Annotated in this window: 23 protein-coding genes; 7 read left to right on the forward strand and 16 right to left on the reverse strand. The window is 67.9% G+C overall.

From position 1 onward, the window contains the following. Positions 1 to 39 precede the first annotated feature (39 nt). From J9611_RS04325 to J9611_RS04335, 3 genes are all read right to left on the reverse strand, one after another. Complete coding sequence (locus J9611_RS04325; protein WP_211878019.1) at positions 40 to 1,269, reverse strand: amidohydrolase family protein; 1,230 nt, start codon at positions 1,267 to 1,269, stop codon at positions 40 to 42. A gap of 11 nt (positions 1,270 to 1,280) precedes the next feature. Continuing rightward, complete coding sequence (locus J9611_RS04330) at positions 1,281 to 2,405, reverse strand: NAD(P)/FAD-dependent oxidoreductase (RefSeq protein WP_211878021.1); 1,125 nt, start codon at positions 2,403 to 2,405, stop codon at positions 1,281 to 1,283. A gap of 185 nt (positions 2,406 to 2,590) precedes the next feature. After that, positions 2,591 to 3,247, reverse strand: coding sequence for a DUF1345 domain-containing protein (locus J9611_RS04335; RefSeq protein ID WP_211878023.1), 657 nt, complete (start codon positions 3,245 to 3,247; stop codon positions 2,591 to 2,593). A 70-nt stretch (positions 3,248 to 3,317) separates the two neighbouring features. Here J9611_RS04335 and J9611_RS04340 point away from each other — a divergent pair, with 70 nt between their 5' ends. Continuing rightward, positions 3,318 to 3,515: a hypothetical protein gene (locus tag J9611_RS04340; RefSeq protein ID WP_211878025.1), complete on the forward strand. Its 198-nt coding sequence runs from the start codon at positions 3,318 to 3,320 to the stop codon at positions 3,513 to 3,515. Positions 3,516 to 4,045: 530 nt separating this feature from the next. After that, positions 4,046 to 4,777 (forward strand): glycoside hydrolase family 16 protein, encoded by a 732-nt coding sequence (locus J9611_RS04345; RefSeq protein ID WP_246527354.1) that lies wholly within the window; start codon positions 4,046 to 4,048, stop codon positions 4,775 to 4,777. 91 nt (positions 4,778 to 4,868) lie between these two features. Here the strand turns inward: J9611_RS04345 and J9611_RS04350 are convergent, their stop codons facing one another. From J9611_RS04350 to tdh, 6 genes are all read right to left on the reverse strand, one after another. Continuing rightward, positions 4,869 to 5,564: a maleylpyruvate isomerase family mycothiol-dependent enzyme gene (locus J9611_RS04350; RefSeq protein WP_211878027.1), complete on the reverse strand. Its 696-nt coding sequence runs from the start codon at positions 5,562 to 5,564 to the stop codon at positions 4,869 to 4,871. 120 nt (positions 5,565 to 5,684) lie between these two features. Then, the gene (locus J9611_RS04355; protein WP_281414521.1) at positions 5,685 to 6,785 is read right to left on the reverse strand and encodes an ABC transporter permease; all 1,101 of its coding nucleotides are present in this window, start codon (positions 6,783 to 6,785) and stop codon (positions 5,685 to 5,687) included. Then, positions 6,785 to 7,894: an ABC transporter permease gene (locus J9611_RS04360; RefSeq protein ID WP_211878031.1), complete on the reverse strand. Its 1,110-nt coding sequence runs from the start codon at positions 7,892 to 7,894 to the stop codon at positions 6,785 to 6,787. The genes J9611_RS04355 and J9611_RS04360 overlap by 1 nt, the downstream gene beginning before the upstream one ends. Then, on the reverse strand, positions 7,891 to 8,829 hold the full coding sequence (locus J9611_RS04365; protein WP_211878033.1) for an ABC transporter ATP-binding protein: 939 nt from the start codon (positions 8,827 to 8,829) through the stop codon (positions 7,891 to 7,893). Before J9611_RS04365 ends, J9611_RS04360 begins: the two co-directional genes overlap by 4 nt. A gap of 166 nt (positions 8,830 to 8,995) precedes the next feature. Next, positions 8,996 to 10,210, reverse strand: a complete 1,215-nt coding sequence (locus tag J9611_RS04370) for a glycine C-acetyltransferase (protein WP_211878035.1) — start codon at positions 10,208 to 10,210, stop codon at positions 8,996 to 8,998. 51 nt (positions 10,211 to 10,261) lie between these two features. Continuing rightward, the gene (tdh, locus tag J9611_RS04375; RefSeq protein ID WP_211878037.1) at positions 10,262 to 11,308 is read right to left on the reverse strand and encodes an L-threonine 3-dehydrogenase; all 1,047 of its coding nucleotides are present in this window, start codon (positions 11,306 to 11,308) and stop codon (positions 10,262 to 10,264) included. Positions 11,309 to 11,440: 132 nt separating this feature from the next. On the opposite strand from tdh, the gene J9611_RS04380 reads away from it, so the two are divergent. After that, positions 11,441 to 12,346: a LysR family transcriptional regulator gene (locus tag J9611_RS04380; RefSeq protein ID WP_211878039.1), complete on the forward strand. Its 906-nt coding sequence runs from the start codon at positions 11,441 to 11,443 to the stop codon at positions 12,344 to 12,346. A gap of 86 nt (positions 12,347 to 12,432) precedes the next feature. Here J9611_RS04380 and J9611_RS04385 read toward each other — a convergent pair whose 3' ends face one another. Beyond that, positions 12,433 to 13,467, reverse strand: coding sequence for an Lrp/AsnC family transcriptional regulator (locus tag J9611_RS04385; protein WP_211878041.1), 1,035 nt, complete (start codon positions 13,465 to 13,467; stop codon positions 12,433 to 12,435). A gap of 145 nt (positions 13,468 to 13,612) precedes the next feature. Between J9611_RS04385 and J9611_RS04390 the strand changes: the two genes are divergently transcribed. Next, positions 13,613 to 14,836 (forward strand): M20 metallopeptidase family protein, encoded by a 1,224-nt coding sequence (locus J9611_RS04390; RefSeq protein ID WP_211878043.1) that lies wholly within the window; start codon positions 13,613 to 13,615, stop codon positions 14,834 to 14,836. A 28-nt stretch (positions 14,837 to 14,864) separates the two neighbouring features. Beyond that, positions 14,865 to 16,157 carry an MFS transporter gene (locus tag J9611_RS04395; RefSeq protein ID WP_211878045.1) on the forward strand — a complete coding sequence of 431 codons (1,293 nt, stop codon included), beginning with the start codon at positions 14,865 to 14,867 and terminating at the stop codon, positions 16,155 to 16,157. A 127-nt stretch (positions 16,158 to 16,284) separates the two neighbouring features. On the opposite strand, the gene gatB is transcribed toward J9611_RS04395, so the two are convergent. From gatB to J9611_RS04415, 4 genes are all read right to left on the reverse strand, one after another. Next, positions 16,285 to 17,793 (reverse strand): Asp-tRNA(Asn)/Glu-tRNA(Gln) amidotransferase subunit GatB, encoded by a 1,509-nt coding sequence (gatB, locus tag J9611_RS04400; RefSeq protein WP_211878047.1) that lies wholly within the window; start codon positions 17,791 to 17,793, stop codon positions 16,285 to 16,287. Then, positions 17,793 to 19,376 carry an Asp-tRNA(Asn)/Glu-tRNA(Gln) amidotransferase subunit GatA gene (gene gatA / locus J9611_RS04405; protein ID WP_211878049.1) on the reverse strand — a complete coding sequence of 528 codons (1,584 nt, stop codon included), beginning with the start codon at positions 19,374 to 19,376 and terminating at the stop codon, positions 17,793 to 17,795. The genes gatB and gatA overlap by 1 nt, the downstream gene beginning before the upstream one ends. A 4-nt stretch (positions 19,377 to 19,380) precedes the next feature. After that, positions 19,381 to 19,677: an Asp-tRNA(Asn)/Glu-tRNA(Gln) amidotransferase subunit GatC gene (gene gatC, locus J9611_RS04410; RefSeq protein ID WP_211878051.1), complete on the reverse strand. Its 297-nt coding sequence runs from the start codon at positions 19,675 to 19,677 to the stop codon at positions 19,381 to 19,383. A gap of 135 nt (positions 19,678 to 19,812) precedes the next feature. Next, positions 19,813 to 21,273 carry a CitMHS family transporter gene (locus J9611_RS04415; protein ID WP_211878053.1) on the reverse strand — a complete coding sequence of 487 codons (1,461 nt, stop codon included), beginning with the start codon at positions 21,271 to 21,273 and terminating at the stop codon, positions 19,813 to 19,815. Positions 21,274 to 21,482: 209 nt separating this feature from the next. Between J9611_RS04415 and J9611_RS04420 the strand changes: the two genes are divergently transcribed. Both J9611_RS04420 and J9611_RS04425 read left to right on the forward strand, forming a co-directional pair. Further along, on the forward strand, positions 21,483 to 23,180 hold the full coding sequence (locus J9611_RS04420) for a sensor histidine kinase (RefSeq protein WP_211878080.1): 1,698 nt from the start codon (positions 21,483 to 21,485) through the stop codon (positions 23,178 to 23,180). Further along, positions 23,173 to 23,847 (forward strand): response regulator, encoded by a 675-nt coding sequence (locus J9611_RS04425; protein ID WP_211878055.1) that lies wholly within the window; start codon positions 23,173 to 23,175, stop codon positions 23,845 to 23,847. Before J9611_RS04420 ends, J9611_RS04425 begins: the two co-directional genes overlap by 8 nt. Positions 23,848 to 24,014: 167 nt before the next feature. Here J9611_RS04425 and J9611_RS04430 read toward each other — a convergent pair whose 3' ends face one another. Further along, positions 24,015 to 24,923: a ketopantoate reductase family protein gene (locus tag J9611_RS04430; RefSeq protein WP_211878057.1), complete on the reverse strand. Its 909-nt coding sequence runs from the start codon at positions 24,921 to 24,923 to the stop codon at positions 24,015 to 24,017. A 114-nt stretch (positions 24,924 to 25,037) separates the two neighbouring features. Then, entirely contained in the window at positions 25,038 to 26,492 is a 1,455-nt protein-coding gene (locus J9611_RS04435) for an aldehyde dehydrogenase family protein (RefSeq protein WP_307857016.1), read from the reverse strand. Between the last annotated feature and the right edge of the window lie 16 nt (positions 26,493 to 26,508).

The following is a 26,508-nucleotide window of genomic DNA, read 5'->3' on the forward strand; positions in this document are numbered from 1 at the left end:
GGCGGCGGGACCGGTCCCGCCGCGGCGGGATGGAAGGGGTCAGCGGGCGCGGACGCCGGCCCGCCAGACGGCGTGGGTCAGCGGGATGCCGGGCCGGTAGGCCAGATGGGTGGCGGAGGGCGCGTTGAGCAGGTGCAGGTCCGCGCGGTGCCCGACGGCGATCGAGCCCACGGCACGTTCGCCGTCGACGTCGTTCCCGGACTCCCGGCGCAGCGCCAGCGCGCCGCCGTACGTCGCGGCGCGGACGGCCTCGTGGACGCTGAGGCGCATCTGGAGCACGGCGGTGGTGACGCAGAACGCCATCGAGCTCGTGTAGGAGGTGCCGGGGTTGCAGTTGGACGCCAGTGCCAGCTGCACGCCGGCGTCGAGCAGCGCCCGGCCGGGAGCCAGCGGCTGGCGGGTGGAGAGGTCGCAGGCCGGCAGGCACGTGGCGACGGTTCCCCGCCCGCCGGGACCCGCGGAGCCGCCCGTGCCCGAAGCCGGGTCCCAGCCGGCCCAGCTGCCCGCCAGGGCGTCGATGTCCGCGGCGGCGAGGTAGTTCACGTGGTCCACGCTCGCGGCGCCGAATTCGACCGCGAGCTGCACGCCGGGACCCTCGCCGAGCTGGTTGCCGTGCACGCGCAGCCCGAGCCCGGCATCCGTGCAGGCCTGGAGCACGCGGCGGGACTGGTCTTCGTTGAAGGCGCCCCGCTCGCAGAAGACATCCGCCCAATGGACGTAGGGTCGGACGGCGGCGAGCATGGGCCCGCACACCAGCGACGTGTATTCCTCGGCGTCCATCCCGGCGGGCACCAGGTGCGCGCCCAGATAGGTCACCTCATCCACCACGGTGGAGGCGATGCGGGCGCTGCGGGCCTCGTTCTCCACGTCCAGGCCGTACCCGGTCTTGGTCTCCAGGTAGGTGGTGCCCTGCGAGACGGCCTCGGCCACGCGGCCCATGGCGAGCCGGGTGAGGTCGAAATCCCCGGTGCTGCGGGTGGCGCCGGTGGTCACGGCGATACCGCCGGCGCTGTAGCCCTCTCCCGCCATCCGGGCCTCGAACTCGGCCGTGCGGTCCCCGGCGAAGATCAGGTGGGTGTGCGAATCGACCCAGCCCGGCAGGAGGGCGCGGCCGCCCGCGTCCACGGCCTCATCGGCGGCGGGCGCCTCCGCCGCCGCCCCGAGCCAGGAAATCCGCTCGCCCTCGATCACCACCGCCGCGTCACGGAGGACGCGGCGGTCCGCGTCCTGGGTCATCAGTTCGGCGATGTTGGTGATCAGGGTACTCATGGGTCCATTCTTCAGCGCCGGATGGACCACCGGGTCGCGGCCAGCGCCTCCGCCGTCCGGGATGCCGGACCGCGCGCCTGGGCGGCTCCCGCCGGGGGCGCAGCGCCCTGCCCGGCGAGGATCATCCCGGCGGCGAGCTCGGCGAGGGCGGAGGACGTCTGGAACCCGTAACCGCCCTGGCCGGCCAGCCAGAAGAACCCGGTGGCTTCGGCGTCGAACCCCACGACGGGCAGGCCGTCGGCGGCTTGGGTCCGCAGGCCCGTCCACGCCTTGTGGACGCCGCGGATCCCGAGCGTGGTCAGGGTGTTGAGCCGTGCGATCAGCGCCTCGACGTCGCCCGGGTACGGCTGGGCGTCTTCGGGGCCGCTGGGCACGGACTCCGAGGGCGAGATCAGGACCCGTGCGCCGTCGCGCCGGAAATAGAAACTGTCGTCGGCGGCCGCCACCATGGGGGTGGCCGCGGGGAGGGGACGGTCGACGTCGGCGGTGGCCGCCGTCCGCCGGTACGGCTGGAGCCCGAGCTTCTCCACCCCGCTGAGGACGGCCAGCTGGTCAGCCCAGGCGCCGGCCGCATTGACCACGGTGCCGGCCTGGAAGCCTTCCTGGCCGGCACCGAGCTCCCAGCCGGAGCCGAGGCGCTGGGCCGAGTGGACCCCGGCGCCGGTGATGATGTCCACGCCGCCGGCCTCGGCGCGCTCGCGGTGGTCCTCCAGCAGCTGGGGCGCGTCGCAGGCATAGGAGCCGGTGTCCAGGCCCGCCGCGCTGAAGGCGTCCGGATTCAGCACCGGGCACAGCTCCATGGCCCGGGCGTGGGTGATCGGGTGCATGTGGCCGCTGGCCCGCTCGCGGACGGAGTCGTCGTCGCCGATCAGCATGAAGCTGCGCGGGGAGAGCACCGGTTCCGGCCGGGTGCCGTCCAGGGCGGCGATCAGTTCGAGCGTGCGCAGCGTCAGCTCCTGGACCAGGGGAGGCCCGTAGCTGGGAATCAGCTGCCGGGCCGAGCGCCCGGAGCTGTGGTACCCGAGCGTCTGCTCGGCTTCCACCAGCGCGACGCTGCATTGACCGGCCAGCGCCGAGGCGAGGGACAGGCCGGCGATACCGCCGCCGACAATCACGACATCGTAAGTAGCTGACATGATTCCATCCTTGCAGACGCAGGCGCTGGCGGCGCCGTTTTGGGGTGCGGTACCTAGGTCAGGGGTATCTACATGGAAACCCAATTCGCGGAATTTGCGCATGGTACGTGCGGCCGCGATGATCCGGCCGGGCAGTGTCGTGAGGCGGACTGAGCCAGCAGTTCCGGTGTCGGAGCGGGTCCGGGTCAGTGAACGAGGCCGGAGACGAGGTTGATGACGGTAGCGAGCACCATGGCGCCCAGGACGTAGGAGAGCAGGGCCTGGCGGAGTGCGGTGTACCGGATGGCGTCGGTGGTCAGGTCCGTGTCGGAGACCTGGAAGGTCATGCCGATGGTGAAGGCGAGGTATGCGAAGTCCGCGTACCGTGGCGGCTTCTTTTCGTTGAAGTCCACTCCGCCGTGTTCCCCGTAGTAGATGGTGGCGTACCGGAGCGTGAAAACGGTATGCACCAGGAGCCAGGACAGGGTGACGCTGCCGAGAGCCAGGGCGATGATGGCCGCTTTCAGTCCGCCTTGGGCCGAACCCGCCTCCAACAGGATCAATGCGACGCCGCCGAAGCTGCCCATGGTCGCCGCGAGCACCAGCACATCCGACACGACCCGGCCGGGATCCTCACCGCGGGCTTGGGCGTGGGCGGCCGTGCCGGCGGCGTCCAGGCGCCCGACGACGGACCACACCCAGATCAGATAGGTCAGGGACGCGGCGGCCCACCCCAGGGCCGGGGCATAGGCCCAGGACCCGAAAATCCCGACCAGCAGGGCGACGGCCAGTCCAACAACGACCATCACGGCCAGGCGCACGCCGGAACGGTGGACGGGGGTCTTGTAAGTAGAGATGCTCATCCCCCGATCATGGCATTGCAGCCCGCCGAAGCCTGCGCCCACGCAGTGTGTCGCAGCCAGGCTCCGCGAAGTGCCAGGCAGCCCCGATTGCCTGCAAGGTCCGCCTCACGTCCTCAGTTGCCGCCGGGCACCGCTCTGGTTCAAGATCGTCAGCGCCGCCGTCGCCGTAGTTTTCCTGGCCGTCCTTGCTTTCGGCGGTTACTGGGCGTGGCGGCTGCAGTCGAACATCACCACCTCTGTACGGGACGAACGGCTCACCAAGGCGTGACACGCAGCGCAGGCTAAATTCCGGGCGCTTGTTGGAGGGAAGACGACCCCCTATTCAAGGTTCCTGGGCACCGGTATCATTCGGTGGATTGGACGGGTCCGCGCTCGTAGGGAACGGATGTGGACGGCCGGCCAAGACACCACCGGACGATTCCACGACCGCCGTTTCTTCTGTGACAACAAACCGCCCTTCCAATGGCCGTTGATTCTGAAGGAGGACCGATGCCTCCACTGTTCCTGCACCACATCACACGGCGAAGCCGTGGCAGACACCGCACGCGCATGCTCATGACGCTCGCCTGTGTCATCGCCTTGGCCGTCCCGGTTGCGAGCTGTGATGCGGGCACTGCCGGGGCCGGAGGCGTCTCGTCGGGCCCGACTCCCGCAGTGCCGTCCGCCCCGGGGCCCGCCGCGTCGGCCTCGCCGGGTGCCACGGCGACGACGGCTCCTGGTCCTGCAACGACCGCCGATCCGACACCCGCGAACCCCGCGGCTCCCGGCCGAGACAGCGGCCCCCTGCCCGAGGAGCGAATGCCCGTAGGAGATCTGCCCGGGTGGCGGCAGGTCTTCGCCGGGGACTTCACACACGGCGATGTCCCCGTCGGGGCATTCCCCGGGCCGGCCTACAGCGCGAAATGGAGCCCGGGCTATGGCGACGGAACGCCCGATACGGCCGGACAGGTGAGCGGCGGCAAATCCGGTTACTACCCCTCGAAGGTCCTCAGCGTGAAGAACGGCGTTCTGGACTGGTATCTCCACTCCGAAAACGGCATCTCGATGGGTGCCGCCCCGGCCCCAATTATCGCGAATACAAGCGCGGGCCCGCATCGTCCCAACAGCCAGCTGTACGGGCGGTACTCCGTGCGCTTCAAAGCCGACTCGCTCAAGGGGTTCAAGACAGCGTGGCTGATGTGGCCCGATAGCGGTGTGTGGCCAATGGATGGAGAGCTTGATTACCCTGAAGGCGACCTCGCCGGAACATTCTTTGGTGCAGTGCATCGGAGCGGGTCGACCCAGAACGTCTTTGATGTCGTCCAGTCGAACGCGCTCTTTGCGTCGTGGCATACGGCCACCACGGAATGGACTGCGGGACGGGTCGTGTTCTTCCTCGATGGGACCTCGATCGGATCCGTCACTACCGGCACGCCGGTCAAGCCCATGCATTACATCCTGCAGACCGAATCATGCCTGCCAGACTGCCCCCTGCCGACGGCGGCCGGCCACGTACAGGTAGCCTGGGTCGCCGTCTGGTCAAAGGTCTAGGGCAGGTCCAGGTCAGGCGCCGCCCTCGTTGCCAATTCTGCAGAGGCCCGCGAATGTCAACAGGAACGGCGTCCCTCTCTGACGGGCTGGCTCAGGGTGTGAGTGGGCCTTGCAGGACGCGGAGTGCAAGGCCGGCGTCACCTTCGATGACTGCGGTGTCGACGAGGTTGGAGCGGCCCCATAGGCCCAGGTACATTCCGTGCAATGGGGCGGTAATCGATGCCGTCGCTGGCCCGTGGCCAAGTGTCCAGCTGGTGGCCCCGGGTACGTGGAAGGTCACGGCCCCTTGTGGGCGCGGCATCCGCTCCAGCCGCAGCTGGCGTGGGGCGAATATTGCCAGGACCTCGTCGATTCCGTCGAGCAGGAAGTCCTCTCCGGGAGCGGGGGCCTCCAGATCTGATGCTTGGCAGGCATCGACGAGGTGGATGGCGTGTTCGTGTGCCTGGCGCCGAAGCCAGAACCCGGCTTTGCGCGGGGGCGGCCCAAAGTTCCAGCACTGTGTCTCGGGATCAAGCGCAGCCATTGTCCCGAGGAAGGTGTTCACGCCGTCGAGGAACCATGCCGTGGCGCCCTTGGCCGGCGGGGCCGGTTCCTCGACGAACTTCCCCTCAAGAACCACTTTGGCTGCCCACCGTTCGATGGAACCGAGGTGCCCGAAAAGCCCATCGAGTGTCCAGCCCGGGCAAGCCGGAACAGAACGGCTCAGTATTTCGTCTTGCTGGCGCGCCAGCGTGCTGAGACGGTCGAGGCTGGTGGCCAGCTCGGCAAGGTAGCGATCGGGGGACATTAGTTGAGAATAGCGGGCCACCGTGGGAGTTGCAGCTCTAGTTCCCGGCGACGCAGGCGACGTGGCCGGGTGGATCCGGACGAGCAGTCCATGGTCCGCGCGGCTTCTGCGGTGCCTGGACTAGAACTCGACCAGCCGCCGCCGGAGCGACACGACGCCCAAAACGAGGCCGCCGGCGGCTGTCAGCAGCAGCACCGCCACGTCTCGGCCCAGGTTGTCTGTCGACTGGTAGAAGATCGCCGCCTCCAGCGCATCCACCCCGTAGAAGGTCGGCGTGAAGTGCGCAAGCGTCTGGATCCACCCGGGCAGGAACGCCGCGACGCTGATTCCCCCGCTCAGGAAGAACAGGTAGATCGCCACGTTGATCCCGGCCGCCGACACCGCTGAGAATCGGCGCAAGGCGCCTCCAAGGGCGGCCCCGAGACCGGCCGCCGCCAGGGCGATCAGCCCGATCACCGCCAACGCCGGCAGCCAGTACCACCCCGCCGGCCGCAGAACGCCGGTGACCGCCGACAGGACCAGCACCACCGCTGCCACCAGCATGGTGGTCACCCAGCACGCCAGGATTTTGCCGGCGATCAGGGTCCCGCGGCCGATCGGCGAGAGCAGCAGCGCCTTGATCGTCAGCTCCTCGAACTCCCGGGCGGTGGCCAGGCCGCCGTTGACGACGCCCATGAGCGTGATAAGCAGCACCAGGATGGGCACCAGCTCGAACTGCACAAGGTCGACGTCGTGGGGCCTCAGATCCGACTCGGCGACGCCCACCATGATCGGGTTGTCCGGCTGGCTCGCGTAAAAGCGGGTGATCGCCGTCGGCAGCGATCGTCGCAGGTCGTTGGTGAAGTCCAGGTTCAGATTGTTGATCCGGATCTGCACCGGGTCAGGCCGGTGCATCCGGTAGTCGTCGTCGAAGGAGGCGGGGATGGTGATGACGGCAGCGACCTGGAGCGTGTCCAGCAGGTGCGCGGCCTCAACCGGGGTTGCGGGCTGGACGCGGAACGCGTCCGAGTCATTGAGAATTGACACGAGGCGCTGAGCCTGCGGCCCGTTGTTCTCGACCACCACTGCCACCGGGTTGCGGCCGGTTGCCCCGGCCACGATGAAGATGATCAGTAAGAAGGCGATCGGCGGCAGCAGGCTGACCGCGATCGCCGAGGGTGTGCGCGCCCACGTCAATATGTCTTTGGCCGCGATTGCAAGCACCGCCCGGAGCGCCCCCATCAGTGCGAGACCCCCCGGCGGCCGTACACCAATGCCGTGAGCGCGACCGCCCCGAGGGCGAACCCGGCCAGCACCATCGTGTCGACGGTCAGGTCCTGGGTGGCCGTCTGGTATCCGTGGAAGGCATGCTGGAAGGCGGCGATCGCATAGGTGAGCGGGGACACAGCGGCGATCGCACCGGGAATTGCGCCCAGCCAGGTCGCCGGGCCGAACGGACCGCTCAGAAAGAACAGCGGCAGGACGCTGGCGATGGCGAGCGGGATCGCCTGCTGCCGTCGGCGAACCAGCGTCCCGGCGAGAACGCCGAGGGCAAGAAAGGCTGCGATCATCAGCAGACCGAACCCGAGCACCTCCAGGGGATGGAGCGGGTGCACCCCGATCAGCAGGATCACGACGCCCAGCACCAGAAGTGCGGACGCGACCGTGAGCGCGGCCGAGCCGAGCATCTTGCCCAGCCCGATCGCAAGCCGGCTCACCGGCGCCAGTGCCAGCTCCTTGATGGTTCCCAGCTCGTAGTCCCGCGCGGCGTTGACACTGCCCTGCAAGAGCGAGGCGAGCATCAGGCCGGCCACGACGATGCTGACGGCGAGGTAGGGGATGTAGCCGGTGTCGTGCTGCTGGACGTCGGCCTCGAGCGCCCTCACGACCACCTGTTCAGGGAACGCGTCGGCGTAGAAGGATGTTATCGAGAGCGGCACTGCCCGCCGGATGTCGTTGGTGAAGTCGACGTTGAGATTGTTGACCTCGACCGGGATGTCGACTCTTGTCCTGGCGTTTAGCGCGGCATCGAAGTCCTGCGGCACCGTCACCACGGCGACGATGCTGCCCGCCCGGATCTCGCGCTCAGCGTCGGCGGAGGAGGCCGTATGGATGACAAACGAATGCGAGTTGTCCATGCCCTGGACGAAGCGTTCGGCCAGCGGCCCCCGGTCATTCATCACCACAGCGATCGGCGCCTGCCCCCCGCTGATCGCGAAGAGAAGGAAGAGCAGCAAAAAGTTGATCGGGATAACGACGCCGATGATCACGAACAGCGGCTCGCGGAGGGCGAGGCGGATATCCGCCGCTGCCACCGCCCGGACCACACGCAGATCGTGTCGTAGGCTCATTCCCGGAGCTCCTTGCCTGTCAGGCCCAGGAAGACCTCGTCCAGGCTCGGCTCGCGGCTCTGGATCTCCTCGAGGCTCGTGGATTCGACCACCGCCGTCACGACCTTGCCGGTGACGGCGGCACCGCCTTCCACTGTGACCTTCAGCGAATCGCCGGACGCGATCGCGGAGACGACGCCGGGCAGCGCGCGGACTTTCCGAACGATGTCCTCCGCGGGCGCCGGCCGGGTGCGCATCTCGAGTACGGTGTCACCGAAGCTGCGGCGTAAGTTGGACGGCGAGTCGAGCGCCACCAGCCGTCCGCGATCGATGATGCCCAGCCGGTCGCAGAGGACGTTCGCCTCCTCGAGGTAGTTGGTGGTGATGAGCACCGTCGTACCGCGCTCCTTGAGCTCGAGGATCCGGTCCCAGAGCGCGCGCCGGCTCTGCACGTCGACCCCGAGGGCGGGCTCGTCGAAGTAGAGCAGCTCGGGGTCGTGGAGCAGCGCCCGGACCAGGGCCAGGCGTCGTTTCATGCCGCCGGAGAAGGTGGAGACGCGGCTCTTCCGCCGCTCCTCCAGCTGCGCCAGCTCGAGCAGCGAGGTGATCCGCTCGTCGAGACCCTGCCGGGGCACGTCGAAGAGATCGGCGTGAAACCGGAGGTTGGCTTCCGCCGTGAGCTCCTCGTAAAGGGCGTTCTCCTGCGGTACTGTCCCCAGCGAGCGTCGGATCCTGCGTGGATCCGCCAGCAGGTCGATGCCGAGAACCCTGACCCCGCCGGAGGACGGGCGGCTCAGCCCGCTGATCATGTTGATGATGGTCGTCTTGCCCGACCCGTTGGGCCCGAGCAAGCCGAAGATCTCCCCGCGCTCGACCCGCAGGCTGAGGTCGTCGACGGCGGTGAAGGAGCCGAATCGCTTGGTGACGCCTATGAGCTCGATGGCCGTTTCGGTCATGCCCTTTCCTCCCTGAACAGCGGGCGCAGGATCGCCGCCGGCATACGGTCGGGAACGCGGTCACGATTCGGCCGGCAGTCTCATTTGGCGGCGTCACGGCTCCATGATGGGACGGTGCCGAACAAAATACAAGCGGTCGCGATGACTCATCAAAGTCTCCTCAACCTCACTGGTCCGCGGCCACCGCCGCGCGGCTGCGGACGAAGGCCTGGACGCAGGTTTCCACGTCCGCCGCGCTGTGGGCGGCGGAGAGCTGGACACGGATCCGCGCGGCGCCCTTGGGCACCACAGGGTAGCTGAACGCGGTCACGAAGACGCCCTCGTGCAGCATCGCGTCCGCCACCCTGGCCGCCAGGACGGCGTCGCCGAACATGACCGGGACAATGGCGTGTTCGCCAGGGAGCAGCTCGAAGCCTTCCTCCGTCATGCGGTTGCGGAAGAGCTCGGCGTTGGCGAAGAGCCTGCCGCGCAGCTCGCCGGAGTTCTCGACCAGGTCCAGGGCCTTCAGCGTGGCCGCCACGATCGCCGGGGCCAGCGAGTTGGAGAACAGGTACGGGCGGGCCTTCTGCCGCAGCATGGAGACGACCTCGCGCCGGCCCGAGGCGTACCCGCCGGAGGCTCCGCCGAGGGCCTTGCCGAAGGTGCCGGTGTAGATGTCCACCCGGTCCGCGACGCCGGCGTGTTCCGGGGTCCCCGCGCCGGTGGGGCCCATGAAGCCCACGGCGTGGGAGTCGTCCACCATGACCAGGGCGTCGTACTTTTCGGCGAGGTCGCAGATCGCTTCGAGCGGCGCGAGGAAGCCGTCCATCGAGAAGACGCCGTCGGTGACGATGATCTTGCGGCGCGCCGGGTTCTCCTGCGTGGTGGCCTCGATCAGCTTCGATTCCAGGTCCGCCATGTCCTGGTTGGCGTAGCGGAAGCGCTGGGCCTTGCAGAGCCGGATGCCGTCGATGATGGAGGCGTGGTTCAGCGCATCGGAGATGACGGCGTCTTCCGGGCCGAAGAGGGACTCGAACACGCCCCCGTTGGCGTCGAAGCAGCTGGAGAACAGGATGGTGTCCTCGGTGCCGAGGAATTTCGAGACGCGGGCTTCCAGGGCCAGGTGCAGGTCCTGGGTGCCGCAGATGAACCGCACGCTGGCCATGCCGAAGCCGCGCTCGGCCATGGCGGCCTTCGCGGCGGCGATGATGTCCGGGTGGTCCGCGAGGCCCAGGTAGTTGTTGGCGCAGAAGTTCAGGACGTCCGTGCTTGCCCCGCCGATCTGCCCTGCCCTGATGTGGCTGGCCTGGGGCGAATCAATGGGCCGCTCGGTCTTGAACAGGCCGGCGCTGCGGATCTCCTCCAGCTCGCGCTGCAACTGGTCCTTGATGGCTGAATACATGGGTTGTGCTCCTCGGCTTGTTGGAAAGTGTGTTCCGAAACGGAACGGGGCCTAGAATCCGGTCCAGTCCAGGACCACCTTGCCGCCCACGCCGGCGCGGGCGATCTCGAAGCCCTTCTCCCAGTCCGTGGCGGGCAGCGTGTCCGTGACGACGGCCGAGATGTTGGCATGCAGCACCGGGTTGGAGGACAGCATGGCGCTCATGGCGTACCAGGTCTCGAACATTTCGCGGCCGTAGATGCCCTTCAGGGTCAGCATATGCGTGACCACCTTGCCCCAGTCGATGTCGATGGACTGGCTGGGCAGTCCCAGCATCGCGATCCGGCCGCCGTGGTTCATGTTCTCGATCATCTCAGGCAGCGCCGTAGGGTGCCCGGACATTTCCAGGCCGATGTCGAAGCCTTCGCGCATGCCCAGTTCGCGCTGGGCTTCCTTGACGCGCATCCGGGAGACATCGATCGCGAGGTCGACGCCGAGCTGACGGGCCAGGTCCAGCCGCGGGGCGGAGACGTCGGTGATGGCGATCTTGCGGGCGCCGGCGTGGCGGGCGACGGCGATGGCCATCAGCCCGATCGGCCCGGCACCGGTGATCAGCACGTCCTCGCCGACCAGGGGGAAGCTCAGCGCAGTGTGCACGGCGTTGCCGAAAGGGTCGAAGATGGCGCCGAGTTCGGGCGTCACGGAGGGGTCCTGGTGCACCCAGACGTTGGTCTCGGGGATCACGACATACTCGGCGAACGCGCCGTCGCGCTGGACACCGACGCTGACGGTGTTGATGCACATCTGCTTGCGGCCGGCCCGGCAGTTGCGGCAGATGCCGCAGACGATGTGGCCTTCGCCGGAGACGCGGTCCCCGACCTTGACGTCCCGCACGTCCTCGCCGGTTTCCACGACCTCGCCATAGAACTCGTGGCCGGCGATCAGCGGGGCGTTGATGATGCCGCGGGCCCAGGCGTCCCAGGACTGGATGTGCAGGTCGGTGCCGCAGATTCCGGTGGTCAGTACACGGATCTTGACGTCCGCCGGGCCGGCTTGCGGCTCCGGGCGGTCGACCAGCTCAAATCCCGCGTGGGCGCCGGACTTGTAGAGAGCCTTCATGGGCCTTCCTAACTGTTCTTTTGAAAGACATGGGTGGTTCAACCCACCTCATTAGACCGGCTCAAAAGCATTAGCACAACAGGATTTTTCTCAATCGACGGTGTAGCTTTTTCTTCCGCATAGAATGGGAGCATGGAAATCCACCAGCTGGAAATGCTCCGGGAACTCGGGGCGTTGGGCAGCGTGAAAGCCGTCGCCGAGACCCTGCGCGTCACGCCCTCCGCGGTCTCCCAGCATCTGGCCGCCCTGCAAAAGACCGTGGAGGTCCCGCTGACGCGCAAGGAGGGCCGCAACCTGGTCCTCACCGGGGCCGGCCAGGTGCTCGCGGACGCCGGGGCCGCCGTCGTGAGTGCCATGGCGGACGCCAATATGGCGATCGGCGCGTACCACGGTTCCCCGGTGGCGCCGGTGACGCTCTGCGGTTTCCACAGCGTGGGGCAGGCGCTGTTCGCGCCGCTCGCCCGGCTGCTGGCCGCCCCCGGGCAGCCGCGGATCCTGCTCTCGGACGAGGACGTGGCGCAGCAGGACTTCCCGGCCCTGACGGCCCGCTATGACCTGGTGCTGGCGCACCGGATGGACCACAGCCCGGGCTGGCCGGAGGAACGCGTCGCGGTGATCCCGCTCGCGCACGAGCCGCTGGATGTGGCGCTGCCGGCCGGGCACCGGCTGGCCGGCCAGCGCGCGGTGACGGCGGACGACGTCGTCGGCGAACCCTGGGTGAGCAGCCGCACCGGCTACTCCCCCGCGGACGTGCTCGCCGCCGTCGCGGCCGTCTCCAGCCGGGAACTGAACATTGTCCACCGGATCAACGACTACTCCACGGTGGCGGCGCTCGTGGCGACCGGGAGCGTGATCGGCCTGCTCCCGCGGCACACGGCCCGGCCGGTGCTGAACCCGGGGATCGTGCTGCGGCCGCTGGAGGGCATCAGCACCCGGCGGCGGATCGACCTCCTGGCCCGGCCGGAAAACATGAAACGCAAATCGGTCATGATGGTCTGCGACGCGCTGCAGGCCATCATGACCGATCTGGTCTCCTGACCCCTCCTGACCCAAGTAGCTCGCAGTTGTTGCCGTTCTGAGCGCTCAAAACGGCACCAACTGCGAGCCAGTTGGGCGGGGGCCCGTTACGCCGTCGGCGCCAGCTCGGCAGCGGGTACGACGACGGCGCCGGTCGCCGTCGAATCCGGGTTCAGCATCCAGCCGACGCGCTTGGCGGCGCTGAGAACCACGACGCTCTCCACGAGTTCGATGCCCGGGATCCTCTGCTGCAGGGCCAGCTCGGCATCCATGACATCGGCCAGGGACTGCAGCCACATCAGGATCACAAAGTTGGTGCGTCCCGTGGTGGAGGCACTGAGCCTGATGTTGCGGAAGGTGCGCAGCTCGGCAGCAGCGGCCTCATGCTGGCCGGGCGGCACGTTGGCCAGCCACTGGCAGGTGACCGGATAGCCCGAGTATTTCTGCGCGATTTCGCAGCGGAAAGAGAGCATCTGGCTGGCCAGCACCCGATTCAGCTGCCGCTGGACCGTGGCCGGGTTGCGGCCCAATGCGCGGGCAATGTCCGCGGCCGTCGCCCGTCCGTCCTTTGCGAGGAACGGGATCAGCTCCAGATGGCTCTGCGGCAGCTGCGCGCCTGGGGTCCGGGGCGGCGCTGAGCCGGACGCCTCCGGCCCGGCCAGCGCCTTGAGGGCAGCCTGCTGCGACTTGCCCAGGACATTGAGCCGCCACGCGTAGCCGCCGGAGTGCAGACGGGTGCACAGCGACGTCCGGTACTTGATGAGGCCGTGGATCTCCTTGAGCTGCGGCACCACCGTTTCACTGAACTGGTCGAGGGTGGGCGTGATGACCGTCAGCATGAGGTCACGGTTGCTGGCAGCCTCCTCCACCGTGACCACTTCCGGGATGGCGGCCAGCGCGGCCGTGACTTCGGCACGCAGCCGCATCTCGCAGTCCACATCCACCAGCGCCAGGCACATCTGCTGGGGATCGCCCATCCAGTGGGCCGTGGTCCAGGCAGCGCCGGACGCCTTCAGCCGCTCCCAGCGTGCGGCCAGGGTAGTGGCGTGGACGCCGAGGATGCCGGCGGCGTCGGACCAGCTGATCCGCGGCGCGATCTGCAGCGCATTGATCAGCTCAAAATCGTCCTCGCTGAGCTCCATCTGCCACCACCCTCAATCCACCGCGTGAATCCTGCAAGAACCATCATACTTTTGATTTTTTCCAGCCATTTCCGCCGCTGTGAACCGAGTCACTCCACAATAGGTAGTAGGTCACATACCGATCGTTCGATAAATAGGAGAGCTGATGTCGATTACCGCCGATGCCAAGGAACTGCAGGGCGATATCGCCCGGTTCCGGCACGAGCTGCATCAGGAGCCGGAGATCGGCCTGGACCTCCCCCGGACCCAGGAAAAAGTCCTCAAGGCGCTCGAGGGCCTGCCTTTTGAGATCACCCTCGGGAAAAGCACGACGTCGGTCACCGCAGTCCTGCGCGGCGGCGCGCCGCACGCAACGGCCGCGAAGCCCGTTGTCCTGCTGCGCGCGGACATGGACGGCCTCCCCGTCCAGGAACGCACCGGCGTCGGGTTCTCCTCCAGGATCGACGGCGCCATGCACGCCTGCGGCCACGACCTCCACACCTCGATGCTGGCCGGAGCCGCCACCCTGCTGGCCGAACGCCGGGAGCAGCTCGCCGGCGACGTCGTCCTGATGTTCCAGCCGGGCGAGGAAGGTTTCGACGGCGCGGGCCACATGATCCGCGAAGGCGTCCTGGACGCAGCCGGCCGCCGGGCTGACGCCGCCTACGGCATGCACGTGTTCTCCGCCCTGGAACCCCATGCCCAGTTCTGCACCAAGCCGGGCGTCATCATGAGCGCCTCGGACGGGCTCTTCGTCACGGTCCTGGGCGCCGGCGGCCACGGCTCCGCCCCGCACTCCGCCAAGGACCCCGTCACGGCCGTCGCCGAAATGGTGACGGCCCTGCAGGTGATGATCACGCGCCAGTTCAACATGTTCGATCCCGTGGTGCTCACCGTCGGCCTCCTGCAGGCCGGCACCAAGCGCAACGTCATCCCCGAATCCGCGCGCTTCGAAGCCACCATCCGCACCTTCTCGGACGCATCCCGGGAACGGATGATGACCGCCATTCCGGTCCTCCTCAAGGGCATCGCCGCCGCCCACGGCCTGGAGGTGGACGTAGACTACCGCGGCGAATACCCCCTCAGCGTCACGGATGAAGACGAGACGCGCACGGCCGAGAAGACCATCGCGAACCTGTTCGGCGAATCCCGCCTCACCCGCTGGGCCACCCCGCTCAGCGGCTCGGAGGACTTCTCCCGGGTGATGGCGGAGGTGCCCGGCACCTTCATCGGGCTCAGTGCCGTCGCCCCCGGCGCGGACCACACTGCCACACCGTTCAACCACTCCCCCTACGCCACCTTTGACGACGGCGTCCTGTCCGACGGCGCGGCGCTCTACGCAGAGCTCGCAATCTCCCGCATCGCGGCCCTTGCCGCCGCCGGCAACTGACCATTCCCACCACCACTTGGAGCACGACATGACCGCCACCGTAGGCCCTTCGGCCACAGTCCAGGTTCACAAGTCCCACCTGCGCACACTCATCGGCACCGGCATCGGCAACGCCGTTGAATGGTACGACTGGGCCATCTACGCCACGTTCTCGCCCTTCATTGCCGGCGCCCTGTTCAGCAACGCGGACCCGACGTCGGCCGTCCTCTCCACGCTGGCGATCTTCGCCGTCGGCTTCGTCGCCCGTCCCTTCGGCGGCTTCGTCTTCGGCTGGATCGGCGACCGGATCGGCCGCAAGACGTCCATGACCTTCGCCGTCGGCCTCGCGGCCCTCGGCAGCCTGCTCATCGGGATCGCACCGACCTTCGCGTCCGTCGGCGCCTTCGCCTCCGTGATGCTGCTGGTGGCCCGCCTCATCCAGGGCCTGGCCCACGGCGGCGAGCTGCCGTCATCGCAGACGTACTTGTCCGAGATGGCCCCGAAGGAAAAGCGCGGCTTCTGGGCGACGCTCATCTACACCTCCGGCACCGCAGGAATCCTCGCCGGAACGCTGCTGGGCGCCATCCTCACCGGGGTCCTCAGCAAGACGGACATGAACGCCTGGGGCTGGCGCATCCCGTTCCTGATCGGCGGGGCCCTGGGCGTCTACGCCCTGGTCATGCGTGCCCGCATGAAGGAATCCGAGACCTTCGAGGCCGAGACGCCGGACGAGAAGCACGAGCCGATGTGGCCGCAGATCTTCCGGTACCGCAAGCAGGCCCTGCAGGTCATCGGCCTGACCGTCGGTCTCACGGTGTCCTACTACATCTGGGGCGTTGTGGCTCCGAGCTACGCCGCCAGCACGCTCAAGATGGACCGTGGAGAGGCCCTGTGGGCCGGTGTGATCGGCAATGTCGTCTTCATCGCCGCCCTGCCGTTCTGGGGCAAGCTGTCCGACCGCATCGGCCGCAAGCCCGTGCTGATCATGAGCTCTGCCGGGGCCGCGCTGCTGCTTTTCCCGATGACCTGGCTCCTGAAGGACTCCCCTTGGCAGCTGGCCGTGAGCATGTCCGTGATGCTGTTCTTCATCGCGGGCAGTGCGGCGATCGTCCCGGCCGTCTACGCCGAGCTCTTCCCCACCAAGATCCGCACCATCGGCGTCGGCATCCCGTACTCTATCTGCGTGGCGGTCTTCGGCGGCACGGCCCCGTACCTGCAGACCTGGCTCGGCACCATCGGCCAGGCCAGCCTGTTCAACGTCTACGCGGTGGTCCTGCTGCTGATCGGCATCGCCTTCGCCTTCACCATCCCGGAGACCAAGGGCAAGGACCTGACGCTCTAAGCCCCTCGCCCCGGCCCCGCCCAACTGGCTGGCATTCGTTGTCGTTTTGAGGGCTCAAAACGACAACGAATGCGAGTTACTTGGGCGGGGACGGGGCCTTTTCGACGGAGCTGCGTCAGCCCTCCACTCAGCCCTCGACGCCGAGCCGCTCCAGGATCAGCTCGCGCACGCGGCCGGCGTCGGCCTGCCCGCGGGTGGCCTTCATGACGGCGCCGACGATCGCGCCGACGGCCTGGACCTTGCCGCCGCGGATCTTGTCCGCGACGCCGGGCTGCGCGGCGAGGGCCGCGTCGATGGCCTCGAGCAGGGGGCCGTCGTCGGAGACCACGGCGAGGCCGCGCTTTTCCACGATTTCCGCCGGGGTGCCCTCGCCGGCGAGCACGCCGTCGAGGACCTCGGTGGCCATCTTGTTATTGATCCTGCCGTCCTCGACCATCTTGTTCAGCTCGACGATGGTGGCGGGGTCGACGCCGAGCTGGCCCGGGTCGACGTCGGCGTTCTTGGCGCGTCCGACGATCTCGCCCATCCACCACTTGCGCGCCACCGTGGGGGTGGCGCCGGCGGCGATGGTCTCCTCGATCTCGTCCATCACGCCAGCGTTGACGACGTCGCGGAACTCCAGGTCGGAGTAGCCCCAGCCGGCCTGCAGCCGCTTGCGGCGGGCGGCCGGCGGCTCGGGCAGCGTGGCGCGCAGTTCCTCGACCCATTCCCGGGAAGCCACGATGGGCACCAGGTCAGGTTCCGGGAAGTAGCGGTAGTCGTCGGCGTCGGACTTGGCCCGGCCGGACGTCGTGGTGCGCGTGTCCTCGTGCCAGTGCCGGGTTTCCTGGATGACCGGCTCGCCGGAGTCCAGGACGGCGCCGTGCCGCTGGATCTCGTAGCGGACGGCGTGTTCGACGGCGCGCAGCGAGTTCACGTTCTTCGTCTCGGAGCGGATGCCGAAGCGTTCGCGGCCGTGCGGGCGCAGCGAGACGTTGGCGTCGCAGCGGACATTGCCGCGTTCCATCTTCGCGTCCGAGACGCCGAGGTTCTTGACGATCTCGCGGACGGCGGCCACGTAGGCCTTCGCCAGTTCCGGTGCGCGGCTGCCGGCGCCCTCGATCGGCTTGGTGACGATCTCGACGAGCGGCACGCCGGAGCGGTTGTAGTCCACGAGGGAGTAGTCCGCGCCCTGGATCCGGCCGGTGGCGCCGCCCATGTGGGTCAGCTTGCCGGCGTCCTCCTCCATGTGCGCGCGTTCGATCTCGACGCGGAAGATGGTCCCGTCCGAGAGCTCGATGTCCAGGTGGCCGTCGTAGGCGATCGGGTCCTCGTACTGTGACGTCTGGAAGTTTTTGGGGGTGTCCGGATAGAAGTACTGCTTCCGGGCAAACGTGCAGGATTCAGCAATCTTGCAGTTCAGTGCCAGGCCGATCTTGATCGAGGACTCGATCGCGGTCCTGTTCACCACGGGCAGCACGCCGGGCATGCCGAGGTCCACCTCGTTGACGTTGGTGTTCGGCTCGTCGCCGAAGACGTTGGGCGCGGAGGAGAACATCTTCGTTTTGGTGTTGAGCTCCACGTGGACCTCGAACCCCAGGACGGGATCGTACTTCTCCATGGCCTCGTCGAAGCTGATGGTTGCGTCAGCGCTCATTATTTTGCCTCCTTGGTTCCGACAAGGGTCTCGACAGGCTCGACCACCGGGGTTTCGACAAGCTCAACCAACGAAGGGGCACGGTCCAGCAGCGGGCCGCCCCACTGCGCCTCGAGCAGGGATTCGAGGACGGCGCCGACGCGGTACAGCCGGGCGTCCTTCCGGGCCGGTGCCAGCAGCTGGATGCCGACCGGCAGCCCGTCCTCGTCGGCCAGGCCGCCGGGCAGGGACAGCCCGGGGATCCCGGCCATGTTGGCCGGGATGGTGGCGACGTCGTTGAGGTACATGGCCAGCGGGTCGTTGAGCTTCTCGCCGAGCTTGAAGGCCGTGGTGGGGGCCGTCGGGGAGATCAGGACGTCGGCCTTGCCGAACGCGGCGGCGAAGTCGCGCTGGATCAGGGTGCGCACCTTCTGGGCCGAGCCGTAGTAGGCGTCGTAGTAGCCGGCGCTCAGCGCGTAGGTGCCCAGGATGATGCGGCGCTTGACCTCGTCGCCGAAGCCGGCGGCGCGGGTGGCAGCCATGACCCGCTCGATCGTCATCGGTCCGTCTTCGGGCAGGACCCGCAGGCCGTACCGGACGCCGTCGAACTTGGCGAGGTTCGAGGAGGCCTCGGACGGCATGATCAGGTAGTAGGCGCCCAGCGCGTACTTGAAGTGGGGGCAGGAGACCTCGACGATCTCGGCGCCCGCGGCCTTGAGCAGCTCGAGCGACTCGTTGAAACGGGTCTCGACGCCGGCCTGGTAGCCCTCGCCGTGGAGTTCCTTGATGATGCCGATCTTCATGCCGTCCACGTTGCCGGTCCGGGCGGCGGCGACGAGGTCCTCCAGCGGGTCCGGCAGCGAGGTGGAGTCACGCGGATCGTGCCCGCCGATGACCTGGTGCAGCAGGGCCGAGTCCAGCACGGTGCGGGAGACCGGCCCGATCTGGTCCAGCGAGGACGCCATCGCGATCGCGCCGTAGCGGGAGACCCCGCCGTAGGTGGGCTTCACGCCGACGGTGCCGGTGACGGCGCCGGGCTGGCGGATCGAGCCGCCGGTGTCCGTGCCGAGGGCCAGCGGCGCTTCGAAGGCCGCGACGGCGGCGGCGGAACCGCCGCCGGAGCCGCCGGGAATGCGGTCCAGGTCCCACGGGTTGTGGGTGGGCCCGAACGCGGAGTGCTCGGTGGAGGAGCCCATCGCGAACTCGTCCAGGTTGGTCTTGCCCAGGATCGGCATCTTGGCCGCGCGCAGGCGCTCGACGACGGTGGCGTCGTAGGGGCTGTGCCAGCCCTCAAGGATCTTCGAGCCCGCCGTGGTGGGCTGGCCGACCGTGACGATGAGGTCCTTGACCGCGATCGGCACACCGGCCAGGGCGTGGAGCTCCGCGGCGGCGGCACCACCGGCGGCGCGGATGGCGTCCACCTCGGCGGCGACGGCGAGCGCCTCGTCCGTGTTGACGTGCAGGAAGGCGTGGATCTTGCCGTCGACGGCGGCGATGCGGTCCAGGTGCGCCTGGGTGACCTCGACGGCGGACACTTCGCGGGCGGCGAGCCTGTCGGCGAGCGCGGCGGCGGAGGAGCGGATCAGTTCGGTGCTGTCAGTCATGTTCTTAGCCCTCATCCAGGATTGCCGGGACCTTGAAGCGGCCTTCGTACGCGTCCGGGGCGCCGGAGAGTGCCTGCTCGGCGGTGAAAGTGTGGCCCACGACGTCCTCGCGGAAGACGTTGGTCAACGGGAGCGGGTGGGACGTGGCCGGGACATCATCACCGGCGGCTTCGCTGACGGATTTCACCGATTCGACGATGACGGCGAGTTCGCCGGCCATCCTGTCCAGCTCTTCAGCACTCATCTCGATGTGCGCGAGTTGCGCAAGATGCGCGACGTCGTCGCGGTTGATCGCAGCCATGGATCTCCCCTGCAAGTTCGGATTATTTTCGGTCCCAGTCTACTAACAAGCAACGCGGGGTCACTTACGGCCCATCCGGAGGACCGGAATGGGCGGTAAGTGACCCCGCGTTGCTTGGTGCTGTTGTTTGGGTTGTCAGCCGATGCCGATGGCTCCGGTTGCCACTCCTACTCCGAGCATGACCAGGGAGATGACGGCGGTGCGCCAGAGGACCTTCTTGTGGTGGTCACCCAGCTCCACCTTGGCGAGGGAGACGAGCAGCAGGATCGCGGGGACCAGGGGGCTCTGCAGGTGGAAGGGCTGGCCGGTGATGGAGGCGCGGGCCATGTCGGCGGCGCTGACGCCGTAGTGGGCTGCCGTCTCGCTGAGGACCGGCAGGACGCCGAAGTAGAACGCGTCATTGCTCATGAAGAACGTCATCGGGATGCTCAGGACGCCGGTGATGACAGCCATGAACGGACCCATGTCCGCCGGGATGATCTGGACGAGCCATTCCGACATTGCCTTGACCATGCCCGTGCCGTTGAGGACACCGGTGAGGACTGCGGCCGCCATGACCATGCTGACCACGGCGACGATCGACGGGGCGTGGGCGATCAGCTGGGCACCCTGCTCCTTGACCTTGGGGAAGTTGACCAGCAGGGCGATGGCGGAACCCACCATGAAGACGAACGGGAGCGGAATGACGTTGGCGACAAGGGTCACCATGACTGCGACCGTCAGGCCGAGGTTGAACCAGAACAGCTTGGGACGCAGGGTGGTGCGGTTGGGGTCCAGTGCGGTGTCCGCCATGGCGGAATCGCGGGCCGTGTCGGTGTCTGCGACGAGGACTTCAGTGCGCTCCAAGACTGCGACGCCGGCGCCTCCCCCGGTGCCCGGCTTACGTGCGGCGCGGGTCGAGCCCGAGCCGCCCTTGCCGGAACCGCCGCGGCCGGTGCCGCCGTCGAACTCGACACCCTCGGCCCAGATCTCCGGTGCCAGGGCGCGGAGACGGTTGCGTTCCTGCAGGCCGAGCAGCCAGGAGAAGACGAAGACGACCACGAGGCCGGCAATGAGGGACGGGACCATGGGAACGAAGACGTCGTTGACGTCGAGCTTCAGCGCGGTTGCGGCGCGGGCGGTGGGGCCGCCCCAGGGCAGGATGTTCATGGTGCCGTTGGCCAGGCCGGCCACGCAGGTCAGGACCACGGGGCTCATCTTCAGCCGCAGGTAGACCGGCAGCATCGCGGCGGTGGTCAGGATGAAGGTGGTGGAACCGTCACCGTCCAGGGAGACTGCGGCGGCGAGGATGGCCGTGCCGAGGACCACCTTGGCGGGGTCGTTGCCGAGCTTGCGCAGGCTGAACCGGACCAGCGGGTCGAAGAGCCCGACGTCGATCATCAGGCCGAAGTAGATGATGGCGAACATCAACAGCGCGGCGGTGGAGGTCATGGACTTCATCGAGTCGAGCACCATGGGGCCGATGCCCAGGCCAGCGCCGGCGAAGAGTCCGAAGACTGTGGGGACGATGATGAGCGCCAGCACCGGCGTCAACTTCTTCGTCATGATCAACACCATGAATACCGCGATCATGGCGAATCCAAGTAATACCAGCACGGCCGGCTCCTTCTTGTGAACGGCACCACTCCGCTGTGATGCGCACTACAGACATTAGAGTGGCGCCAATCACGGCTGGGTCTTTGCCTCAATTGATTGGCATACTGCTTATTGGACGCATTTAGCTCATTTTGCTCACCGGTTTTTTCGACTACGTTTTAGACCCTGGAAGGAGGGCCGCCATCAACCCGCTCAAAGGCCGCACGGCCCTGCGCTTTTCCACCCAGACACTCCTGCTGCAGTTGGCGGTCGTGGCGCTCGTGGCGCTCCTCAGCGGCGCCGTCCATGCCTGGCTGACCTACGACCGGCTGGGACGCGAGGCGGAAAACCAGGCCCTCACCCTGGCCCGGACCGTGGCCTCGGATCCGTCGGTGCGGGCGGCGGTGCAGTCCATCAGCGCGCTGCCCGGCACTCCCCCGGCCTCCGAGCTGCTGGTCGGACCGCTGATGGCCGTCGCCGAGGGCGCCCGGGCCCGCACCGGCGCCCTGTTCGTCGTGATCACGGATGAGGCGGGCCTGCGGCTGGCGCACCCTGACGCCGAGCGGCTGGGCGAGAAGGTGAGCACCGACCCCTCCGAGGCGCTGTCCGGCAGGGAAGTCACCACCCGCAACACCGGCACGCTGGGCCCGTCCGCCGGCGCCAAGGTTCCCGTGTTCGCCCCGGGCTCCGCCACCGTGGTGGGCGAGGTAAGCGTGGGCTACTCCACGGAAACGATCGGGCAGAGCCTCGCCCGGGACATCGATCCGATCGCCCTGACGGCCGCCGGGGCCCTGCTCGTCGGGATCCTGGCGTCCTTCCTGCTGCGACGGCGGCTGCAGCGGCTGACCCTGGGGCTGGAACCGGAGGAAATCAGCACCCTGGTCCACGACCAGGTTGCCGTGCTCCAGGGTGTGGACGACGGCGTGATCGGCGTCTCCGCGGACGGCCGGATCAGCGTCTTCAACGCCGCGGCCCGGCGGCTCCTCGGCGGCCCCGACCTGGCCGGAAAACCGTGGGCCGAGGCTCCCGTGCCCGCCCGGCTGTTGGCGCTGACCAGGGCTGACGCGGCGGAAGGCGACGCGGTGGAGCTCGTTGCCGGCGGCAGGGTGCTGGTGGCGAGCGCCCGCAAGGCCCTGCACGGAAGGGAGGACCTGGGCTGGGTGGTCATGCTGCGGGACCGCACCGAGCTCCAGCAGCTGACCCGCCAGCTCGACGCCGTCGGCACCATGTCCACGGCCCTCCGCGCCCAGCGGCACGAGTTCGCCAACCAGCTGCACACGATCGCCGGCTTCATGAGCATGGGGCAGCACCAGCAGGCCCGGGACTATCTGGCAGGGCTGGCGGCCACCGGCCCGCTGAAGTTCCCCGTGGACCAGGCCGAGCTGCTCCAGGACCCCTACCTCCAGGCTTTCCTCGGGGCCAAGGGCGTGGAAGCCGACGAGCGCGGCGTCACGTTGCGGCTCGGGCCGGAAACCCTGGTCCGCGGCCGCGTCACCGAACCCCAGGAGGTCACCACGGTCCTGGGCAACCTGATCGACAATGCCGTCAATGCCGCCGTCGCCGGCGCAGCAACCGAACGCTGGGTGGAGGTCGAGATCCTCGACGAACCGGGCGTGGGAACGGGCGGAGCCGGCGCGGGGACGCTGCACATCGTCGTCGGCGATTCCGGCGACGGGCTGCCCGCCGCCGCAGGGACTGCAGCGGACCCGGACGCCGTGTTCGCGGAGGGATTCACGACGTCGGAACGGCCCGCCCGTGCCGGCGCCGGCCAGGGGTTGGGGCTCGCACTGGCGCGCCAGCTCGCGCGCCGCCGCGGCGGCGACGTGCGGCTGCTGGACCCGGGCTCCCCCGGCGGGCCGGGCGCGGTGTTCGTCGCCACCCTGCCGGGGACGACGTCGGATTCAATCCGAAGGGACGACAATGCCTGAGGATTTCAGGGTGCTGATTGTGGATGACGACTTCCACGTCGCCAAGCTGCATGCGGCCTATGTGGATTCGGTGGCAGGGTTCCTGGCCCTGCCGCCGGCCGGCTCGGCGTCGCAGGCGCTGCAGGCCATCCACAGTCTCCGCCCGGATCTGGTGCTGCTGGATGTCTACCTGCCGGATGCCTCGGGGCTGGATCTGCTCGGCCAGCTGGACGTGGACACCGTGATCCTCAGCGCGGCCTCGGACACGGCGTCCCTCCGCTCCGCGTTCCGGCGCGGGGCGCTGGGCTACCTGCTCAAGCCCTTCACGGCGGAGGCCCTCTCCCAGCAGCTGCGCTCCTATGCCCGGTACCGGCGCATCCTCGCCCAGCCGGGGGCGGCGGACCAGGACACGGTGGAACGCGCGAAGCGTGCCCTGATCCCCGGTGACGTCGCGGCGTCGGCCAGGCCCCGGTCCGCCACCGAGGCCGCGGTGCTGGAATCCCTCGTGCCGGGCGAGCAGTATTCGGCAGCGGAGGTCGCCGCGCGGGTGGGGGTCTCCCGGGCCACCGCGCAGCGGTACCTGTCCTCGCTGGCCGACGACGGCGCCGTCGACATCCAGCTTCGCTACGGCACCACCGGGCGGCCGGAACACCGCTACGGGCTGCCGGCACGGACCGGCGGGCGGTAGAACCGCCAGGGCGACCATTCGATTCAACGAGCATTCGGCGCAGACCCCGGAGGAGACAAAGGTCCCTTGGCCCGCACCCCCGAGGGGGCCGACGGCGCCCGCGCGGGACGCCGCCGAAGAACTTTGATTGTTGGTCATGGTGTCCTCATAATCAGCCGCACACGTTTCTACTGGATCGGCTCGCTGGCCAATGTGGTCAGTGTCCCGAGCAATGGGGCGCGTACGCCCGCAATCTCACCGAGGCGCACAATGGCCCCACCGATGTAGTCAGCCTCGGTTCGTCGTCCTGCCTCCCGGTCCTGGAGCATGGAGGTCTTGTGCTCCCCCGCGTGTTTGTAGGCGTTTCTCAGTGCGGCTTCAATCCGATCCCTGGAGACCCGGACATCCTGGCTGTCCGCAACGAGAACAGTCTCGTCCACGACTCGCGCCACAAGTTCCTTTGCCGGACCGCTGGCTCCGATTTGTCCCACAGTTTGCCCGGTGACGGCGCTGAGGGTGTTGAGGGCCGCGTTGAAAGCCAGTTTTTCCCAGATGTGCGTCTGGATGTCGTCTTCCGCGGACGCGTTGAGCCCGGCCTCATTCAGCTTGTCGACGAGCAGACGGAGAAACGCACGCGATCCGTCGGTGAACGTGCCGACCCGGACCTTGCCCCCGGGTCCGGTGGTGATGAGGCCCGGTCGCTCCAGGTCGGCAGGAAAGTCGGTGATGCCGACCAGGGTATGTTCGGGACCGAAACTGCGTGCCAGCGCATCCGCATTGCCCAGGCCGTTCTGCAGCGTCAAACCGAAGGTCCGAGTCGAAATCAGATGCCCAACGGATGCCACGGCGGCTTCGGTGTGAAAGCTCTTGGTGAAGACGATGATGAGTTCAAGAGTTTCGTTGAAATCTGATGCCGTTCCGGCTCTGACGGGCGTGTGGCTCTCCTGTCCTTCCGACCTGACCGTGATGCCCTGGGCGTTGAGGGCCTCAATGGTCGAGGGGGCCGCGTCGATGAAGACGACATCGTTTCCCGCCATCTGGAGCCTGCCCCCGAAGAGCTGCCCCATGGCACCTGCGCCGAGAATGCCTATTTTCATGGGTCTTCCTGCCTGAACTTTCTGTCTCTCGATTGAATGTGCCGTGTGCCGTCCACTTCCATGGACTTGTTCACTTCGGCAAAGGCTGATTTCTGGCCGCAAGCAGCCCGATTCTCAGAAGGGGTAGCGGGCTGCCTCCTGCTGGAGGGTGACCCACTGAATGTCCGTAAAGGACTCGATGTTGGCTTCGGCTCCTCCGATGCGGCTTCCGTTTCCTGAGTTCCCTACGCCGCCGAAAGGAATGTGGGCTTCATCGGCGACCGTCTGGTCGTTGATGTGCACAAGCCCTGAGGGGATCTGGCGGGCCACATTCCAGGCGTTCATCGCGTTGCCGCTCATCACGCTCAGGGACAGGCCGTACTCGGTGTCCTTCGCCAGGTCGATGGCTTCCTCGATGGTCCGGAAACGGATGACGGGAGCCACAGGGCCGAACACTTCCTGGCAGTAAGCCGGAGTATCCGGACGCACGTCGTCGAGGACAGTGGGCCGGTAGTACAGACCGTCGAATTCTCCGCCGGCTGCCAGCGTGGCGCCGCTGGCGACGCTGTCGGTTACGAGCCGGTGAATGTTCTCAAGCTGCCGTTTGTCGATGATCGGCCCGAGTGCGACCTCACCCGTTGCAGGATTGCCGACGGGCAGGTTCCTGGCCTTTTCGGCGAGTTTTGCCACATACTCATCCGCGACCGATTCGTGGACGATGTGGCGGCCGGCCGTCATGCAGATTTGCCCCTGGTGCAGGAAAGATCCCCATGCGCCCGCCGCAGCGGCAAGATCAATGTCGGCATCTTCGAGAACGATGATGGCGCTGTTGCCCCCTAGCTCGAGGTGGGCGCGCTTTAGGTGCTTTGCAGCTGCGGCGCCGACATGCCGTCCGGCGGCCGTTGAACCGGTGAAAGCGATCACCCGGACGGCGTCGTTGGCGACCAGGGTCGCCCCGGCCTCCGCGTCGCCGGGAACCATTTGCAGGACGCCTGCGGGCAGGCCTGCTTCTTCAAAGACGCGGGCGATGGCGACGCCGCCGCTGACAGCAGTGCGGGTGTCGGGTTTGAGGACGACGGCGTTGCCGAGGGCCAGGGCAGGTGCCACGGCGCGGATGGCCAGCAGCAGGGGGAAATTGAAGGGCGCAATCACGCCGACGACGCCTACGGGCGTGCGCCTGCTGAAGCTGATCCGGGAAGGGTCAGCGGCAGGAAGGAGATCGCCCTGGGCGCGGGACGGGAGCGACGCGGCCTCGTAGCTTTCCAAGGCTGCGTGGCGGGTTTCCAGCTGGGCCTTGGGGGAGATGGAGCCGGATTCGCGGATGATCCAGGTCCGGATTTCCTCTTCGTGTTGCTCGAAGAGGGCTGCAGCGCGCCTCAGGATGGCCGCACGGTCTTCGAAGGGTGTGCCGGCCCAGGCCTGTTGTGCCGCTGCGGCCGTCTTGCAGGCCTGATCGATATCTGCGGAGGAGCCTACTCCCAGTGTGCCAAGGGTTTCGCCGGTCGCTGGCTCGGTGATCTGGACGTCGGCGGCTGCCCCGAATTCCCAGGAGCCCGTGAAAATCTTGCCTTGCCAGATTGCGGGATTCATCAGTGACATAGTCGTG

This window comes from Pseudarthrobacter albicanus, from assembly GCF_018224015.1.
Lineage (GTDB): Bacteria > Actinomycetota > Actinomycetes > Actinomycetales > Micrococcaceae > Arthrobacter > Arthrobacter albicanus.